This window comes from Actinosynnema sp. NPDC049800, from assembly GCF_040656635.1.
Classification (GTDB): Bacteria; Actinomycetota; Actinomycetes; order Mycobacteriales; family Pseudonocardiaceae; genus Actinosynnema.
The window spans coordinates 68735-83969 of sequence record NZ_JBFAMT010000006.1 but is presented as its reverse complement, the minus strand read 5'-3'; the positions used below and the strand labels follow the sequence as shown (position 1 = coordinate 83969).

The 15235-nt window shown below is 73.6% G+C and carries 16 protein-coding genes; 6 read left to right on the top strand and 10 right to left on the bottom strand.

The window, feature by feature from the left end:
* The first annotated feature begins 22 nt into the window (after positions 1-22).
* Positions 23-877: a transglutaminase-like domain-containing protein gene (locus AB0I91_RS10420; RefSeq protein WP_499636425.1), complete on the top strand. Its 855-nt coding sequence runs from the start codon at positions 23-25 to the stop codon at positions 875-877.
* On the opposite strand, the gene AB0I91_RS10415 is transcribed toward AB0I91_RS10420, so the two are convergent.
* Together AB0I91_RS10415 and AB0I91_RS10410 are read right to left on the bottom strand one after the other, a co-directional pair.
* On the bottom strand, positions 847-1713 hold the full coding sequence (locus tag AB0I91_RS10415) for an SDR family NAD(P)-dependent oxidoreductase (protein WP_499636423.1): 867 nt from the start codon (positions 1711-1713) through the stop codon (positions 847-849). The two genes, AB0I91_RS10420 and AB0I91_RS10415, sit on opposite strands and share 31 nt — an antisense overlap.
* 180 nt (positions 1714-1893) lie before the next feature.
* Complete coding sequence (locus tag AB0I91_RS10410; protein WP_498773028.1) at positions 1894-2895, bottom strand: AraC family transcriptional regulator; 1002 nt, start codon at positions 2893-2895, stop codon at positions 1894-1896.
* 69 nt (positions 2896-2964) lie between these two features.
* On the opposite strand from AB0I91_RS10410, the gene AB0I91_RS10405 reads away from it, so the two are divergent.
* Complete coding sequence (locus AB0I91_RS10405) at positions 2965-4467, top strand: flavin-containing monooxygenase (protein ID WP_498773030.1); 1503 nt, start codon at positions 2965-2967, stop codon at positions 4465-4467.
* A gap of 5 nt (positions 4468-4472) precedes the next feature.
* Here AB0I91_RS10405 and AB0I91_RS10400 read toward each other — a convergent pair whose 3' ends face one another.
* A complete protein-coding gene (locus tag AB0I91_RS10400; RefSeq protein ID WP_498773032.1) occupies positions 4473-5045 on the bottom strand; it encodes a hypothetical protein in 573 nt (190 codons plus the stop codon).
* Between the two features lie 138 nt (positions 5046-5183).
* Complete coding sequence (locus AB0I91_RS10395) at positions 5184-5723, bottom strand: TetR/AcrR family transcriptional regulator (protein ID WP_498773034.1); 540 nt, start codon at positions 5721-5723, stop codon at positions 5184-5186.
* Between the two features lie 112 nt (positions 5724-5835).
* On the opposite strand from AB0I91_RS10395, the gene AB0I91_RS10390 reads away from it, so the two are divergent.
* The gene (locus AB0I91_RS10390; RefSeq protein WP_498773036.1) at positions 5836-6759 is read left to right on the top strand and encodes an SDR family NAD(P)-dependent oxidoreductase; all 924 of its coding nucleotides are present in this window, start codon (positions 5836-5838) and stop codon (positions 6757-6759) included.
* On the opposite strand, the gene AB0I91_RS10385 is transcribed toward AB0I91_RS10390, so the two are convergent.
* The 5 genes from AB0I91_RS10385 to AB0I91_RS10365 all read right to left on the bottom strand — a co-directional run bounded on the left by AB0I91_RS10385 (position 6734) and on the right by AB0I91_RS10365 (position 12079).
* Positions 6734-7549 (bottom strand): TIGR02569 family protein, encoded by an 816-nt coding sequence (locus AB0I91_RS10385; RefSeq protein WP_498773038.1) that lies wholly within the window; start codon positions 7547-7549, stop codon positions 6734-6736. The genes AB0I91_RS10390 and AB0I91_RS10385 overlap by 26 nt on opposite strands.
* 247 nt (positions 7550-7796) lie before the next feature.
* Complete coding sequence (locus tag AB0I91_RS10380; protein WP_498773040.1) at positions 7797-8564, bottom strand: SDR family NAD(P)-dependent oxidoreductase; 768 nt, start codon at positions 8562-8564, stop codon at positions 7797-7799.
* Positions 8565-8599: 35 nt separating this feature from the next.
* Positions 8600-10264, bottom strand: a complete 1665-nt coding sequence (locus AB0I91_RS10375; RefSeq protein ID WP_499636419.1) for a glycoside hydrolase family 99 protein — start codon at positions 10262-10264, stop codon at positions 8600-8602.
* A 97-nt stretch (positions 10265-10361) separates the two neighbouring features.
* On the bottom strand, positions 10362-11198 hold the full coding sequence (locus AB0I91_RS10370) for an alpha/beta hydrolase (RefSeq protein WP_499617882.1): 837 nt from the start codon (positions 11196-11198) through the stop codon (positions 10362-10364).
* Positions 11195-12079: a DMT family transporter gene (locus AB0I91_RS10365; protein ID WP_498773046.1), complete on the bottom strand. Its 885-nt coding sequence runs from the start codon at positions 12077-12079 to the stop codon at positions 11195-11197. Before AB0I91_RS10365 ends, AB0I91_RS10370 begins: the two co-directional genes overlap by 4 nt.
* A 70-nt stretch (positions 12080-12149) precedes the next feature.
* Between AB0I91_RS10365 and AB0I91_RS10360 the strand changes: the two genes are divergently transcribed.
* A complete protein-coding gene (locus AB0I91_RS10360; RefSeq protein WP_498773048.1) occupies positions 12150-13010 on the top strand; it encodes a LysR family transcriptional regulator in 861 nt (286 codons plus the stop codon).
* A complete protein-coding gene (locus AB0I91_RS10355; protein ID WP_499636418.1) occupies positions 12997-13797 on the top strand; it encodes a hypothetical protein in 801 nt (266 codons plus the stop codon). Before AB0I91_RS10360 ends, AB0I91_RS10355 begins: the two co-directional genes overlap by 14 nt.
* 18 nt (positions 13798-13815) lie before the next feature.
* Here the strand turns inward: AB0I91_RS10355 and AB0I91_RS10350 are convergent, their stop codons facing one another.
* Positions 13816-14601: an AAC(3) family N-acetyltransferase gene (locus tag AB0I91_RS10350; RefSeq protein WP_498773052.1), complete on the bottom strand. Its 786-nt coding sequence runs from the start codon at positions 14599-14601 to the stop codon at positions 13816-13818.
* A gap of 201 nt (positions 14602-14802) precedes the next feature.
* Between AB0I91_RS10350 and AB0I91_RS10345 the strand changes: the two genes are divergently transcribed.
* Positions 14803-15213, top strand: coding sequence for an SSI family serine proteinase inhibitor (locus tag AB0I91_RS10345; protein WP_499617880.1), 411 nt, complete (start codon positions 14803-14805; stop codon positions 15211-15213).
* The last annotated feature ends 22 nt before the right edge of the window (positions 15214-15235 follow it).

Here is a 15235-nt window from a genome sequence, read left to right as displayed (position 1 = left end):
ACACAGGCCGAGGGGAGCCCACATGATCGACTACACCACGCACAGCCGGTTCACCGATCCCGGTCCGGCGGCCGGGTGGCTGGACGGCGTCGGGCCGGACCTGGCGCAGCTGCGGCGGGCCGCCGCGGGGCTGGTGTTCCACTACTGGGCCAACGGGGACATCACCGACCACGGGTTCCCGGCGGAGCGGCTGGCGGAGGTCGACCTGCGGTACGCGGCGGACATGTTCGCCCGGCTGCGCGAGCTCAACCCCGCGCCGCTGGGCGAGGAGCGTGCGCCGACGGAGCGGATCGTGGGCTGTTGCCGCGACTTCACGCTGCTGTTCGTGTCGATGGCGCGGCACCACGGCGTCCCGGCGCGGTCGCGGGTCGGGTTCGCCGGGTACCTCGCGGACGGCTGGTACCTGGACCACGTGGTCGCCGAGGTGTGGGACGGGCGGCGGTGGCGGTTGGTCGACCCGCAGTTCCTCGACGGCCGGGTCGACCTGATGGACGTGCCGAGGGACCGGTTCCTGGTCGGCGCGGACGCGTGGCGGGCGTGCCGTTCGGGTGCGGTCGAGCCCGAGCGGTTCGTGGTCTCGCCCGAGCTGATGATCCCCGGCACGCGCGGTCTCACGCAGGTGCGGCACGACCTCGTGCAGGACCTGGCGTCGTTGAACAAGCACGAGATGATCCTGTGGGACCTTTGGGGCCTGCTGAGCGACGAACCGGAACTGTCCGAAGAGGACGTCGAGGCCGCGGACGAGCTGGCGGCCTCGATGCAGGACCCCGGCGCCGACCTGGGGGCGCTCTTCGACACCGACGCCTACCGCGTGTCGCCGGTGATCACCTCGCACGACCAGGTGACTCAGTTGCCGGTGGAGGTCGTGTTGCGCTGAGCGGCGTTGCGGGTGGTGGCCGGGCTGAGGCGGTTCATCACGGCCAGGTACGAGGTGGGGAAGAGGCGGGCCAGGACGTCGGGCGCGACGGCGGTCCACGCGATCAGCACCCGGCCCTTGCGCTTCGCCACGCCGGCCAGGATGCGCTCGGCCGCCTTGTCCGCGGGGTAGGTGAGGAGCTTCGCGAAGCTCGCCTTGCCCTCCGCCGCCTCGGCTTCGTCGACCCCGGCCGCCACCCGCGCGTTCTCCGCGATCCTGGTGCGGATGCCGCCCGGGTGGACGCAGGTCACGCCGACGCCCCGGTCGGCCAGCTCGTGGCGCAACGACTCGCTGAACCCGCGCAGGGCGAACTTGCTGGCCGAGTACGCCGTCTGGCCGGGTGGCCCGATGAGCCCGAACAGGCTCGACACGTTGACCACGTGGCTGCCGGGCGAGGCCAGCAACGTCGGCAGCAGCAGCCGGGTCAACGCCACCGGCGCGCGGAAGTTGATGTCCATGACCCAGTCGAACTCGTCCGCGCTGACCTGGTCGAACGTACCGCCGAGCGCCACGCCCGCGTTGTTGACCAGCAGGGTGGTCCGCGGCGCGGCGGCCAGCACGCGTGCCGCGAGGTCGGCCAGCCCGGCGATGTCGGACAGGTCGGCCACGATCGCCTCGACCCGCACACCCCGGATCCTCCCGGCCACGGCGGCGAGCCGCTCGGCGTCCCGGTCGATCAGCACGAGGTCGCTGCCGCGCCGCGCCAACCCGTACGCGACCTGCTCGCCGATCCCGCCGGCCGCGCCGGTCACCACCGCCGTGCCGCCTGCGAACCGGTAGGGCGAGAGCTGGGACATGGGGCCTCCTGGAGGACGTCGGTGGACACCACCAGTCTGGCCCGACCCGCCCGGCCGGGCTTGACCTGACGCGACAGGAACTTGACCCGGCACGACACCAGGGCCGCCGCACCTCGTCGACCTCACGCCCCGGCGGCCGGACCTCTTCGACCTCACGCCCCGCGTCGGCTTCATGCGACGTCACGCCCCGCGGCGGACGGCGCTCGGCGTGATACCCCACCACCGGCGGCAGCAGCGGCTCAGGGCGGACTGCTCGGACAGCCCCAGCATCCCCGCCACCTGGCTCATCGGGATGTCCGTCGTGGTCAGGTAGCGCTTGGCCGCCTCACGCCGCACCTCGTCCAGCACGGTGGCGAACGTGGTGCCCTCGGCGGCCAACCGCCGCTGCACCGTGCGCGGGTGCAGGTCGACCAGCCGGGCCACCGCACCGATCTCCGGAGGGACCGTGCCCAGCGACCGGGTCAGCACGCCGCGCACCCGGGCCGTCATGGTCGCGCCGTCGCCCGCGGTCTGCTCGGCCAGGAACGCCAGCGCCAACCGCCACACCCGCTCGTCACCGCCCGCCAGCCGCCGGTCCAGCAGGGCGCGCGGCATCCGCAGCAAGGGCGCGTCCTGCCGGGTGTGGACGGTCGCGCCGAAGAACTCCTCGTACACCGCGAGCGGCGCGACGGGCGTGTACGGCAGCTCCACGCTGCGCAACCCGTACGAGCCGCCCACCAGGTAGGTGATCGACCGGTGCAGGAACCCGAGGCCCAGGTCGATCGCCTGCACCGAGATCGGCAGGCCCGGCGGCACGCCGTAGTGCAGCGCGCCGAGGTCCGGCGCGCCGTACGGGTCGTCCACCAGCGACAGGCTCAACGACCGCGCGTGCACGAACAGGTAGCGCGACGTGCACTCCAGCGCGTCGGCCACGGTCGGCGAGTTCTGGATCGCCAGCGCCAGCGGCCCGAGCATGCCGAAGTCCTGCCGCGCGGCCACCCGCAGGCCGAGGTCCGGGCAGCCCAGCCCGTCGGCGGCGACCTCCAGCACGGCCGCCAGCACCCGGTCGGACACCAGCAGGTCGTCCACGTCCAGCGCGGCCACCGGCAGGCCCGCCGCGCGCGCGTAGTCCTCGGCCCGGCCGCCCAGCTCGGCCACGGTCGCCCGGAACCCCCGCAACCCCGCAGACCGGACCACCGACATGTCGTACAGGGTCAAATACTTGTCGTCCCCGGTCAAGAACCCCGCCGGCGCCTCCAGCACACTGGGCGCATGACCACTCCCGAGCACCTCGACGTCGTGATCGTGGGCGCCGGACTGTCCGGTGTCGGCGCGGCCTACCGGCTGCGCACCGAGTGCCCCGGCAAGTCCGTCGCGATCCTCGAAGCCCGCGACACGATGGGCGGGACGTGGGACCTCTTCCGGTACCCGGGCATCCGGTCGGACTCGGACATGTTCACCCTCGGCTACCCGTTCAAGCCCTGGCGCGAGGCGAAGTCGATCGCGGACGGCCCGTCGATCCTCCGCTACATCCGGGCCACGGCCGCGCAGTTCGGCATCGACCGGCTGGTGCGCTACCGGACCAAGGTGCTCGCCGCCGACTTCTCCACCGAGACCGCCCGCTGGACGGTGACGACCAGCCGCCGCGACGAGCACGGCGCCGTCGTGGACAGCGTGATCACCTGCGACTTCCTCTACTCCTGCGCCGGCTACTACGACTACGACCAGGGGCACGACCCGGTGTTCCCCGGTGTCGAGTCGTTCCGCGGCGACGTGGTGCGACCGCAGTTCTGGCCCGACGACCTGGACTACGCGGGCAAGCGGGTGGTCGTGATCGGCAGCGGTGCGACCGCCGTGACGTTGGTGCCGGCGATGGCCGAGACCGCCGCGCACGTCACCATGCTGCAACGCTCGCCGACGTGGGTCGGCGTGGTGCCCGGCCGCGACAAGCTCGCCGACAAGGTCCGGGAGCTGCTGCCCGCCGCCGTCGCGCACCGGCTGATCCGGACCAAGAACATCCTGTTCGGCGTGGCCTTCTACCAGTTCTGCCGCCGCTGGCCGAAGGCCGCGCGCAAGGTGCTCACCGGGCTGTCGACCAAGGTGCTGGAGGACGAGGCCGCGGTCCGCGAGCACTTCACCCCCACCTACGACCCCTGGGACCAGCGGCTGTGCGCGATCCCGGACGCCGACCTGTTCAAGGCCCTCAAGCGCGGTCGCGCGTCGGTCGTCACCGACCACGTCGACACGTTCACGCCCGACGGCGTGCGGCTGCGGTCCGGGCGTGAGCTGCCGGCCGACGTCGTGGTCACGGCGACCGGTCTGCGGCTGCTGGCCTTCGGCGGCATCGCGCCGAGCGTGGACGGGCGGCGGGTGGAGCTGTCCGAGCAGTTCGTCTGGCGCGGCGCGATGATCACGGGGCTGCCGAACTTCGCCGTGTGCGTCGGCTACACGAACGCGTCGTGGACGTTGCGCGCCGACCTGACCTCGCGCCTGGTGTGCCGGGTGGTCAACCACATGGACCGGCACGGCTACGCCTCCGTCGTGCCCACCCCGGACCGCCCGCTGACCCGCCGCCCGATGCTCGACCTCGCGTCCGGCTACATCCAGCGGGCGATCGACGCGTTCCCGCGCCAGGGCGACCGCGGCCCGTGGCGGGTGCGGCAGAACTACCCGCTCGACGCCTTGTCCACGTTGCGCGGCGACCTGGGCCGGCAGCTCGTCGGCACGCGGCGGGCGGCCGTCGACGGCGCGCTGTCGGCGGTGCGGGGCCGGTAGCGCGGTTAGGGGGACTGCACCTGCAACGCGTAGTCGAACGAGTTGGTGGCGTCGTGGCCCGAGCTGTAGGGGGCCGTGCACCGGCCGTTGTCCACCGGGATGGTCCCGTAGGCGGGCCGGAACATGGTGGCGCACTTGAAGCACGAGCGCCAGCCCCGGTGGTGCCAGTGCTCGGGGGTGCTCAGGTCGTGCTCGACGACGTAGGCGAACGACGCCCGGACGGTCCGGCTGTTCACCCGGTGGCCGTTGGGGTCGCCGGGGCAGTGGCCGGAGAAGCCGCCGGCCCACCACAGGCACTGGCACGCCGCGCAGGAGCGCCACCCCACCTGCTCCGCCACACCTTCGTGCTCCAGCAGCACCTTGTACACCAGGCCGTCGAACGGGTCGCGCTCGTGGACCCCGCCCCCGGCGCACAGCGACACCGCCGCCACGTTGGGGAAGTACAGGCTCCGGCACTTCCGGCACCTCGACCACCCGCCCTGGGCGGCGTGCGCCGTGGCCGGGGCGACGAGCTGACCCGCGGCGGTCGCCACCACCGCGCCGCCCGCCGCACCGAGGAACACCCGACGGTTCACCATCTCCCGCTCCACTCCGCTCGGCTCCACCTGTTCGGGACTCGCCGGGCGGGGCGGGTGCGTTACGGCACGTAGCCCGTTCGGGCGACGTACGCGAGCGGGCAGCGTTCACGAACGAGCGACGTTCACGAGCGGGCGGTGTCAGGGCCGCCGGTAGCGCAGGCCGTCCATCACCAGGTCGAGCATGCCGTCCGCCGGGCCGACGTCGGGCACCGTGTGCGCGATGCCGGCGAGCGTGGCGACCACGTCCAGCGGCGCGACGTCGGGGCGGCCGACGGCCTCCAGCAGCGTGGCCATCGCCTCGGTCAGCCGGTCCTTGCTCTGCGCGTACGGGTTGCCGCCGGACGCGATCACCGCGCGCAACGCGTCACCCATGCCCTGCTTGGTGGCCATGTACTCGACGAACCGGTCCATCCACGCCCTGGTCGCCTCGTGCGGCGGCAGCGTGCGCAACAACTCGGGCACGGCGTCGCACAGCTTGGCCAGTTCGTTGCGGTAGACCGCCTCCACCAGCGCCTCGCGGGTGGGGAAGTGGCGGTAGAGGGTGCCGATGCCGACGCCGGCGCGCTTGGCGATCGCGTCCAGCGTGGCGTCCGCGCCCTCGTTGGTGAACGCCTCCAGCGCGGTCTCGATCAAGCGGTCGCGGTTGCGCTGGGCGTCCGCGCGCAGCGGGCGGGACACGGTGCCTCCATACGGGTGTGACGCGGCTCTCGGTGCTAAGCGGAGGGTCCTCCGGTTAATGTCGAACGTAACGGAGGAACCTCCGCTTCAGTGTACGACAGGGGAGCAGGGCATGAGCGAGCACATCACCACGCCGTTCGGCGCGGAGTCCACCGCGGCGCAGGTCGTCGCGGGCATCGACCTGACGGGCAAGCGCGCGGTGGTCACCGGCGGCGCGTCCGGCATCGGCGTCGAGACCGCGCGAGCGCTGGCGTCGGCCGGGGCCGAGGTCACCCTGGCGGTCCGCGACACCGAGGCGGGGCGGCGGGTGGCCGACGAGATCGGCGGCGACGTCCGGGTCGCCCGACTCGACCTGGCCGACCAGGCGTCCGTGGCGGCGTTCGTCGCCGGCTGGGACGGCCCCCTCCACATCCTGGTCGCCAACGCGGGCGTGATGGCCGCGCCGGAGACCCGCACGCCGGAGGGCTGGGAACTCCAGTTCGCCACCAACCACCTGGGCCACTTCGCGCTGACCACGGGCCTGCACCGGTTCCTGGCCCTGGAGGGCGCACGGGTCGTGTCCGTCAGCTCCAGCGCGCACCTCATGTCGCCGGTCGTCTTCGACGACATCCACTACACCGAGCGCCCCTACGACCCGTGGACGGCGTACGGCCAGTCGAAGACCGCGAACATCCTGTTCGCCGTGGAGGCGAACAAGCGCTGGGCGGCCGACGGCATCACGGTGAACGCCCTGATGCCCGGCGGGATCGACACCAACCTGCAGCGCCACGTCGACGGCGAGCAGTTGCGGGCGATGAGGGACCGGGCCGCCGCGGACGGCTACCAGCTGAAGACGCCGGAGCAGGGCGCGGCCACCTCGGTGCTGCTGGCGACGTCACCGCTGCTGGAGGGCGTCGGCGGCCGGTACTTCGAGGACTGCGCCGAAGCCCTGCCGAGCCGGGGCGACACGCTGGTCCGCGGTGTCGCGGCCTACGCGCTCGACCCGGAGGCGGCCACCCGGCTGTGGCAGGTCACCGAGGAGATGCTCGCCCGCTGACCCGGGCCGCCACCAGGTCGATCACGGGCCGGTAGGCGCGGACCTGGTCCGCCGGCCAGTCCCCGGCGGCACGGTCCCGGGTCACGATCCGGTAGATCAACGCCCGGAGCAGCACCTGGTCCCACGCCGGCAGGTGCGACCACCGGTCGGCGAGGTCGGGCGGGGCGCCGTGCCAGCACAGGCAGTCCACCACCGCGACCGCCGCCGCCCACGACGCGGGCCGCCAGTACGGCGGCCAGTCGATCACCGCGGGCGGCAGGCCGGCGGCGAACAGCACGTTGCCCGCCAGGTCGCCGTGCACGACCTGGGCCGGCAGGTCCACCGGAGCCCGCGCCGCGAGCAGCGGTTCCAGCAGGTCGAGCGCCGCGGGGCCGACGTCGGCCGGCGACTCCTCCCAGGCGACCCGGTCGCCGACCGACCAGGGGTCGTCGCGGAGGTCGAGGTACGCGGGTCGGGACACGTCGCGCACGGCCTCGTGGAACGCGATCCCGGCCCGCAGCACGTCGTCCGGCCTGCCGACGTCCGGCTCACCCGCCACGAAGCGGCACGCCTCCCACCCGTCGACCACCCAGTCGCCGGACGCGGACCGCACGGGAGGGGCGACCCGGAACGCGGGCGACGGCGGCAGGGCGGCGAGCACGTCGGACCGCCACCGCGTCTCGGGCTCGAAGTCCACCGGCTTGAGCACCACCCCGCCGGCGCGCCACGTGCCGCCCCGGCCGCCGGGCAGCACGACGGGCTCGGCCGTCACGCCGAACGCGGACAGCACGGTCCGCGGCGGTCTTGGCACGCCGGGATCGTAGGCAACCCGGCCCGGCGGTGACGGGTCCTTTTCGGCAGGCTCCGCGGAAGGGCCGCACGACCGGGCCAACCACTACCGCGCGGCGTGGGCAGGGCTGGGCGATCGGCGCCCCGGCCACCACCCGGTGCTCTCGCCGTGGCTGCTCGGCACGGCGGTGGTGCGCGAGTGGACTGGCTGCCGCACGACTCGCGGACCTGGTCGAGGAGGCTTCACCCCGGTCGTGGCGACGCCGTGATCAGGTCAGCGCGACGCCGGTGAGCTCCGCGCAGGCGCCGAGCAGGCGTTCCTGGATCGCCACGTCGTAGGCGGCGGGGTTGGCCCGCAGGTCCTCGCGCCACTTGAAGTAGCGGCCGGTGACGGTGGCGGCCGGCTCGTCGCTCGTCGCGAGCCACACCTGGGTGTCGGCGCCCGTCGGCAGGTCGTCGGTGGCGTTCGGGCCGCCCAGCTTGGTCTTGATCCAGCCCGGGTCGACGGCGTTGCTGAGCACGTCCGGCCACCGCCGGGCCACCGCGAACGCCAGCACCACGTCCAGCAGCTTGGAGTCCGAGTAGGCCTGCATGCCGTGCCACGGGCCGCGCTCGTGCTGGAGGTCGTCCAGGTCCGCCACGCCCTGCGACTCCAGGCCCGACGTCAGGTAGACCAGCCGCCGCGGCCGGGGCATCAGGGCCGTGAGCAGGTACGGCGCCAGCACGTTGACCTGGAACAACAGCTCCAGGCCGTCCTCGGTGACCGTCCGCTCGGGCAGGCCGCCGCCCAGCCCCGCGTTGTGGATCACCACGTCGAAGGGCTCGGCGGAGGCCGCCGCCGCCAGCTCCCTGGTCCGGGCCAGCGACGCGAGGTCGCCCACCAGCACGCCGGCCGCGCCCGGCACGGCGGCCAGCGCCTGCCCGGCCCGCGCCTCGTCGCGCGCGTGCAGCACCACCCGGTGCCCGAGCGAGACCAGCGTCGCCGCCGTCTCCCGACCGATGCCGTCCGCCGAACCCGTGACCAGAACGCTCGTCATGCGCGGCAGCGTACCGTGGGAGCGCTCCCAGGCGCTCAGCCGAAGACCTGCCACCGGGCCAGCTGCCCGGCCGGCCAGCCCGTGTTGCCGCTGAACCGCAGCCGCACGTGCCGGGCGCTCACCCCGGCGGGCAGCGCGAGGGTGACCGCGTTGCCGGTGGCCGGGTCGAACACGTGGCCGGCCGCGCCGACCACCGTCGTGAACGCCGAGCCGTCCGTGCTCGCCTCCACCGCGATGGTCTGCGTGCGGCGTCCCCAAGCCGGGTTCGGCGGCAGGCTCAGCACCATCCGGCGCGGCGCGGCCACCGCGCCCAGGTCGACCCCGATCCACTGCGGGAACGCGCCGTTCGCGCTCTCCCAGTAGCTGTGCGGGTCGGCGTCCACCGCGAAGTGGCTGCCGTAGTGCTGGGTCTGGCTGCTCTGCGTGGTCGGCCTGCCCGCCGCCAGGTCGCGCTCGACGGGCGGTGTGTCGGTGAGCATCGGCTTGGTCGGGCGCAGGGACGTCAACGCGAGTTGGCCCTTCAGCATCCGGCCGCCGTCGCCGGTGAGCCGCAGGTAGTAGTCCGACGAGCACCGCGTGCCGTCCTCGTCCAGGGCGAGGAAGCCCGAGCCGACCGGGATGCCCGCCTGCGTCTCCGGCGTCTTGGCGATCTGGTTGGCCTCGTTGTACTCGTCGAACATCGAGATGTAGATGCCCTGCACGCCGAGGCGGCACATGTTGTAGAACTGCCGCCACATGAAGTCGCCGTGCGCCCGGTGCCGCCGGGACAGGTCGCCGGGCAGCACGCACGGCTGGTAGTCGATGCCGAGCCGGGCGCACTCCGCCAGGTCCGGCGAGTTCACGTTGGCGTGGAAGTGGTCGGCGTCGGCCACGGTCCCGATCCGGCCGACCATCCACGGCGAGAGCATGTCGAAGCTGCGGTAGACCTGCGCGAACCCGGGGCGGGAGTCCTCGATCTCGCGCCGCCAGTGCGTCGGCACGCCGCCGATCAGGTACACGCCCTGGCCCTTGAACCAGTCGACCACGTCCTGGCACTGCTGCGGGGTGAACGGGCGGCCGGGGTCGTTGAAGCCGAAGCCCCAGACGCAGACCACCGGCTTGCCGTTCTGGCGCGCGTACATGGGGGACGAGGTGTAGGCGCTCATCTTCGCCGTCCAGTCGGCCTTGATCTCCGACTGCATGTTCGTCCAGTTCGTGACGTCGTACATGAGGTAGAACTTCACGCCGTGCGCCTCGGCGGCCCGCCGGACGTGCGCGGTGACGGCGTCGCGGATCGGGCCCTCGCCGCCGGTCGGGTTGAACCGCTGGAGGGCGGCGGTGTCGCAGCCGTACTCGCGCATCCAGCGGAAGTGCACGTCCACGGTCTGGTAGTCGTGGTTGGAGAACACGGTCGCCGGTTGACCGTTCCCCAGGGCGCCGAACGCCGTCGGGTACTTGTTCGCGTAGTCCGTCATGTCCGGCCACGACATGAGCGCGTGGTTGGTCGGCGACGGCGGCTGACCCCAGTTGTCGCTCCAGTGCCACCAGCCGTCGATCGGCGAGTTGTCGCCCCGGGCGGCGAACCAGCCCTGGTAGCCGACGGTGATCTTGCCGACCACGTCGCCCGGCGGGCTGGCCGCGCCCGCCGGGGTCGACGTGGTGGTGGTCAGGGCGGAGGCGGCCAGGGCCGACCCGAGGAATGTCCTGCGTGACAGGGGCACCGCACGCTCCTTCGTTGGAGGGACGGCATCAGCATGCAAGAAGTGAGCAGCGTCACGCAATAACTCGACAAACCGGGATTCTGGCGGCGGACCGGGACTACGCGAGTCCGGCGAGCAGTTCCGCCGCGCGCCGGGGGCGGACCAGGAAGCCCATGTGGCTGGTGTCGAGGGTGTGCACGTCGAACGGGTTGTCCGGGAGCAGCGCGTCGGCCTCGCGGATGAACCGGTCCTGCAGCCCGACCGGGACCGAGCGGTCGTCGGCGAGCCGGACGTAGGTGTGCGGCAGGCGGGCCCAGGCCGCCGGGTCGACGCGGTCGCTGCCGCCGTCCAGGCTCTCGTCCGGCTCCAGGGTGTTCAGCGCCGCCAGGAACTCCGCGTCCGTGCCGTCGGCCAGCATCGCGGCCTTGAGCTTGGCCAGCAGGTCCGGGTCGGCGGTGCGCCAGTTCATCCGGAGCGCGCCGAGGTCGGCCGGATTGCCCGCGAGCAGGCCCGGGAGGTCGTTGAGCGCGCTCGACGCCCACTCCGGCCCCTCCATGTACCCGCCCGCGGTCACGTCGACGCAGCACCACGCGGACACGTACACGACCCGGTGCAGCAGGTCGGGCACGGCGTTCGCCACGCCGGTCACGGTCATCCCGCCCCGGCTGTGCCCGACGAGGACCACCGGGCCGTGCTCGCCCGCGCGCCGCACCACGTCGATCACGTGCGCGACGTTGTCGGCGTGGCTCGCGCCGGCGAGCCCGGACGGCGCGGTGGCCAGCGCGGCCAGGTCCTGAGGTGCTTGGTACGACGGGGAGAACGGGGCGTCGAAGCCGTGTCCGGGCAGGTCGACGGCGAGCGCGCGGCGGCCGAGCAGGGTGAGTTCGCGGAGCAGGGGTGACCAGTGGAACGAGTTGCTGTTGGAGCCCGGCACGAAGACGTAGATCGCGTTCATGCAGTGATCCTCACATTCGGCCGGGATCGGGCCAGCAGCACACCACCGATCACGACCACGCCGCCGACCAGCGTGGTCCACCCCACCGGCTCGCCGAGCAGCACCGCGCCGATCGCCGTCGACCACAGCGGCGCGACGTAGGTGACGGTCGACGCCACCGCCGGCCCGGCCGCCCGGATCACGTCCAGGTTGAGCACGTACGCCAGGCCCGTCCCCGCCGCGCCGAGCACGACCAGCGCCACCGCCGCCGACATCCCCGGCCACGACGGCAAGCCGCCCGAGGCGGGCGCGACCAGCGCCAGTTGCAGCGTCGCGCAGGTGATCTGCACGGCCGACAACGCGCTCGCGCTGTGGTCGCCACCGGAGAAGAACCGGCGGGTGTAGGCGAAACCCGCGCCGTAGCACGCGGTCGCGGCCAGGCAGGCGAGGCTGCCTTCGAGCACACCGCCCGCCAACCCGCGCCACGCGCCCAGCACCACGAGCACGCCCGTGAAGCCGACCAGCAGCCCGGCGACCCGCGTCCCCGTCGTCCGCTCGCCCGGCACGATCAGCAGCACGAACACCAGCGTCATCAACGGCGTGGTGGCGTTGAAGACACCGGCCAGCACCGAGCTGACCTGCGTCTCGCCGTGCGCCAGCAGCGTGAACGGCACCGCGTTGAGCAGCAGCGCGACCACCGCCGCGTGGCCCCACGTGCGCCGGTCCCGCGGCACGGCCGCGCCCTGCGCCAGGCAGATCGCCCACAGCGTGAGCGCGCCGAACAGGCAGCGGGACAACGCCACCCACACCGCGGGCACGCCCGCGTCCACCGCCACCTTGATCAACGCGAAGCTGCCGCCCCAGATCACGGACAGCAGCACGAACTTCCCGGACGTCTGCACCGGGTGAGGATCTCCGCACCTGCGATGATGAGTCCAACAAGTCACGTCCGCCAACCCATGAGAGTTGTTCATGGCCCTGAACCTCGCGCAGCTCCGCGCGTTCCTCGCCGTCGTGGACGAGGGCGGTTTCGGCACGGCCGCCGACGCGTTGGGCCTCACGCAGTCCGCCGTGTCGCACGCCGTGGCCGCGCTGGAACGCACCCTCGGCCACCCGGTGCTGGTCCGGCGCGGCAGGCCGCGGCCGACGGCGTTCGGCGCGGAGGTCGTGGCGCACGCCCGTGCCGCGGTGGCCGCCTCGGTGGCGATCACGGACCTGGCCGCGCGGCACGGTGGGGCGGCTCGCGGCACGATCAAGCTGGCCGCGCCGCCGACCGTGTGCCAGGGGCTGCTGCCGGACCTGATGTCCCGGTGGGAGGCGGAGTTCCCGCACGTGCGGGTGCGGGTGTTCGAGGGCGAGGACGACGAGGTGGCCGAGTGGCTGGCCAACGGCACGGTGGAGATGGCCGTCGTGGTCGACCCGCCGCCCGGTCACGGCGTGCCGGTGGGCGAGGACGCGTTCCACGCCCTGCTGCGCACCGACCACCCGTTGGCCGGTGTCGGCGAGGTGCACGTGGCGGACCTGGCGGACGACCCGTTCCTGCTCTCGTGCGGCGGGTGCGAGCGGCACGTGCGGCAGGTGCACGCGGGCCTGCCGTTCGACCCGCTGCACCGGGTGCGCGAGCTGGGGACGCTGCTGGCCATGGTGCGGGCCGGTGTCGGCGTCTCGATCGTGCCCGGCCTGGTGGCGTCGATGCTGGTGCCGGGGCTGGCGCTGGTGCCGTTGCGGCCGCGGGTGGTGCGCCGGCTGGTGGTCAGCGGCCCGCCGGGGCGCGAGTGGCACCCGGCCGTCACCGCGCTCGCGGGGTCCCTGCCGGGCGGTGATCGTGCGTGACAGCGCGTTCGGGGTGAACCGCCTCGGGTTCGGCGGCACGCCGTTCCCGTTGAGCTTCAGCGCTCGCGAGGTCGACGGCTCCTGGCGCCTCGACGCGACCGCGGCGACGGCCGCCGAGCTTGCCGACCTCTTCGTGGCCGCGGCGAACGAGACGATCGTGGTCGTCGACCTGGCGACTACCAGCTTCCTGGACGATGAGTACCGGCAGTGGCCGCCGTCGCGCATCGCGGCCGAGCAGGGCGTCGACGGGCGGGCGCACCAGTTGGGGACTCTGGCGTCGGGCGTGGTCGGCCTCAGCGAGGAGGTCCTCGTGCTGCGGCGTGACGACCTGCCCCGCTTCCTCGCCGGGTGGTCGCCGTACGAGCTGACCCTGGTCGACCTGCCCGCCCCGCCGAGCGCCGAGCGGCTGGACGAGATCGCCCTCGCCCTCGGCACCGCCGCCCACCACGACCCGGTGCTGCCCGCCCTCGTCGGTTCGCGCGTGTGGTTCTCCGGCCACGACGACTGCTACGTGGCCCTGGAGTCGACCGATCCGGCCCTGCCCGCCGCGGTGCTGGGCCGGCTCCTCGCGCTCCTGGCCGGCACCGCGCTGGACGACGCCGTGGCGGAACCCGACGGCGCGCTCGTGGCGGACCTGGTCACGCGCAACGCGCACTGGGTCGGCGCGGTGGACCGGGTGTCGGCGGACTCGGTGACGGTGAACCTGACCGCCACGTCCGCGCGGTGGCGGCTTGGCGCGCCACCAAGGGACCGGGTCGACCACACGGTGGTCCTCGACCGCGCCTGACCGTGCCGAGGTGCGGCGCTACCGGGCGGCCGGCACGCCGGCCAGCAGTTCGGTGAGCCGTCCGACCGCGAACTCCACGAACGGCCGCGCGGGGATCAGCACGCAGGACGCCCGGCCCACCTCGGTCCGCTCGACGCCCGCCCGCCGCTCGAACTCGTCGCCGACGGTGGGGAAGTGGGTGTTGTTGTCGTCGCCCACGTCCAACGCCTCCAGCCACACCCGCTCGCCGGCCACCAGGGTCGGGAACCGGCGCAGCTTCAGCCTCGGCCGAGGGGTCAGGGTCTCGGCGTGGTGCAGGAAGCTGTCGCGGTTGTGCCGCACGCCGATCAGCAGGATGCGCGCGTCGAGGTCGTGCAGCCGGCCGAACGGCGAGTCCGCGCCCAGCGCGAAGTTCAGCGGCTGGTGCGCCACGACGTCCCGCGCGTGCCTGCCGACGGCGGCGACCGACGCCTGCGGGTGGGTGCTGCGCGCGCTGTCCGGGCGGGTGCGCAGCGCCTCCGCGATCGCGCCCATCGGGCTGGGCAGACCGGGGTGGAACAGCGGCACGGCGGCGCGCCGGGCCCGCAGGTCCTCGTCGGGCACGCCACGGCGGTGCGGTTCCGGGTCGGCGACCTGCGGCGTGAACGCCGGGACGACGACCGTGCCGGCGGGTCCGACGGCCGTGAGCAGGCTGTCGACCACGGCGGGCGCGCCGCCGTCCACCGGGCCCAGCGCGGACAGCGACGAGTGCACGATCAGCGTCATGCCCTCGGTGACGCCGGTCTTCCGCCAGCTCTCGGTCAGCGTCGCGTGCGCCAGGGTCATCGTCGGTCGTCCTCGATCGTCGTCCGGGGTCGACCCAGATGGTGCCCGGCGGCGGCGGCACGCGGGCCGGCGGGGGTGGGCGGGGCCCTGCGGCCTGCCGAAGTCCGTCCACAGTGGACAGGTGGTTTACTGGTGCGGGCACCGCCGCCGCCCGTACCGGGTTCCACCTTGGTCAACGCAGATCAGTTGGAGGAGACCGACGTGTCCGTCATCAGCTCGCTCCGCGGGGCGCTGTCCCTGCTGTCCGTCGTGACCGCTCTCGCCGCGGTGCTCGCACCCGCCGCGACCGCGGCCCCGACCGCCGACCCGACCACCCACCTCACGATCTCCGTGTACGGCCGGTTGACGCCGGTCGTCCGGGAGTTCCGCCTCACCTGCGACCCGGACGGCGGCACGCACCCGCAGCCCAAGGCGGCGTGCGAGGCGATCCGGAAGTCGCCGGGCACGATCAAGCCGCCACCGCCGACGGCGCACTGCTACGACCGCGTCTTCGGGCCGGAGTACGCCAAGGTGAGCGGCCTGCTGTTCGGGGTCGAGGTGGCCGCCGAGTTCAACCGCCGCAACTCCTGCGAGGAGGACCGCTGGCAGGCGTGGCTCCCGGTCTGGGGCTGACCCTCCCGCCTGGCCGACGCCC

What these genes read in the sequence shown, in the direction of transcription:
- AB0I91_RS10380 (WP_498773040.1), bottom strand. Translation starts at nt 8,564, where the DNA reads ATGACGAGCGTTCTGGTCACGGGTTCGGCGGACGGCATCGGTCGGGAG.
- AB0I91_RS10390 (WP_498773036.1), top strand. Translation starts at nt 5,836, where the DNA reads ATGAGCGAGCACATCACCACGCCGTTCGGCGCGGAGTCCACCGCGGCG.
- AB0I91_RS10410 (WP_498773028.1), bottom strand. Translation starts at nt 2,895, where the DNA reads ATGTCGGTGGTCCGGTCTGCGGGGTTGCGGGGGTTCCGGGCGACCGTG.
- AB0I91_RS10400 (WP_498773032.1), bottom strand. Translation starts at nt 5,045, where the DNA reads ATGGTGAACCGTCGGGTGTTCCTCGGTGCGGCGGGCGGCGCGGTGGTG.
- AB0I91_RS10360 (WP_498773048.1), top strand. Translation starts at nt 12,150, where the DNA reads ATGGCCCTGAACCTCGCGCAGCTCCGCGCGTTCCTCGCCGTCGTGGAC.
- AB0I91_RS10420 (WP_499636425.1), top strand. Translation starts at nt 23, where the DNA reads ATGATCGACTACACCACGCACAGCCGGTTCACCGATCCCGGTCCGGCG.
- AB0I91_RS10405 (WP_498773030.1), top strand. Translation starts at nt 2,965, where the DNA reads ATGACCACTCCCGAGCACCTCGACGTCGTGATCGTGGGCGCCGGACTG.
- AB0I91_RS10370 (WP_499617882.1), bottom strand. Translation starts at nt 11,198, where the DNA reads ATGAACGCGATCTACGTCTTCGTGCCGGGCTCCAACAGCAACTCGTTC.
- AB0I91_RS10415 (WP_499636423.1), bottom strand. Translation starts at nt 1,713, where the DNA reads ATGTCCCAGCTCTCGCCCTACCGGTTCGCAGGCGGCACGGCGGTGGTG.
- AB0I91_RS10350 (WP_498773052.1), bottom strand. Translation starts at nt 14,601, where the DNA reads ATGACCCTGGCGCACGCGACGCTGACCGAGAGCTGGCGGAAGACCGGC.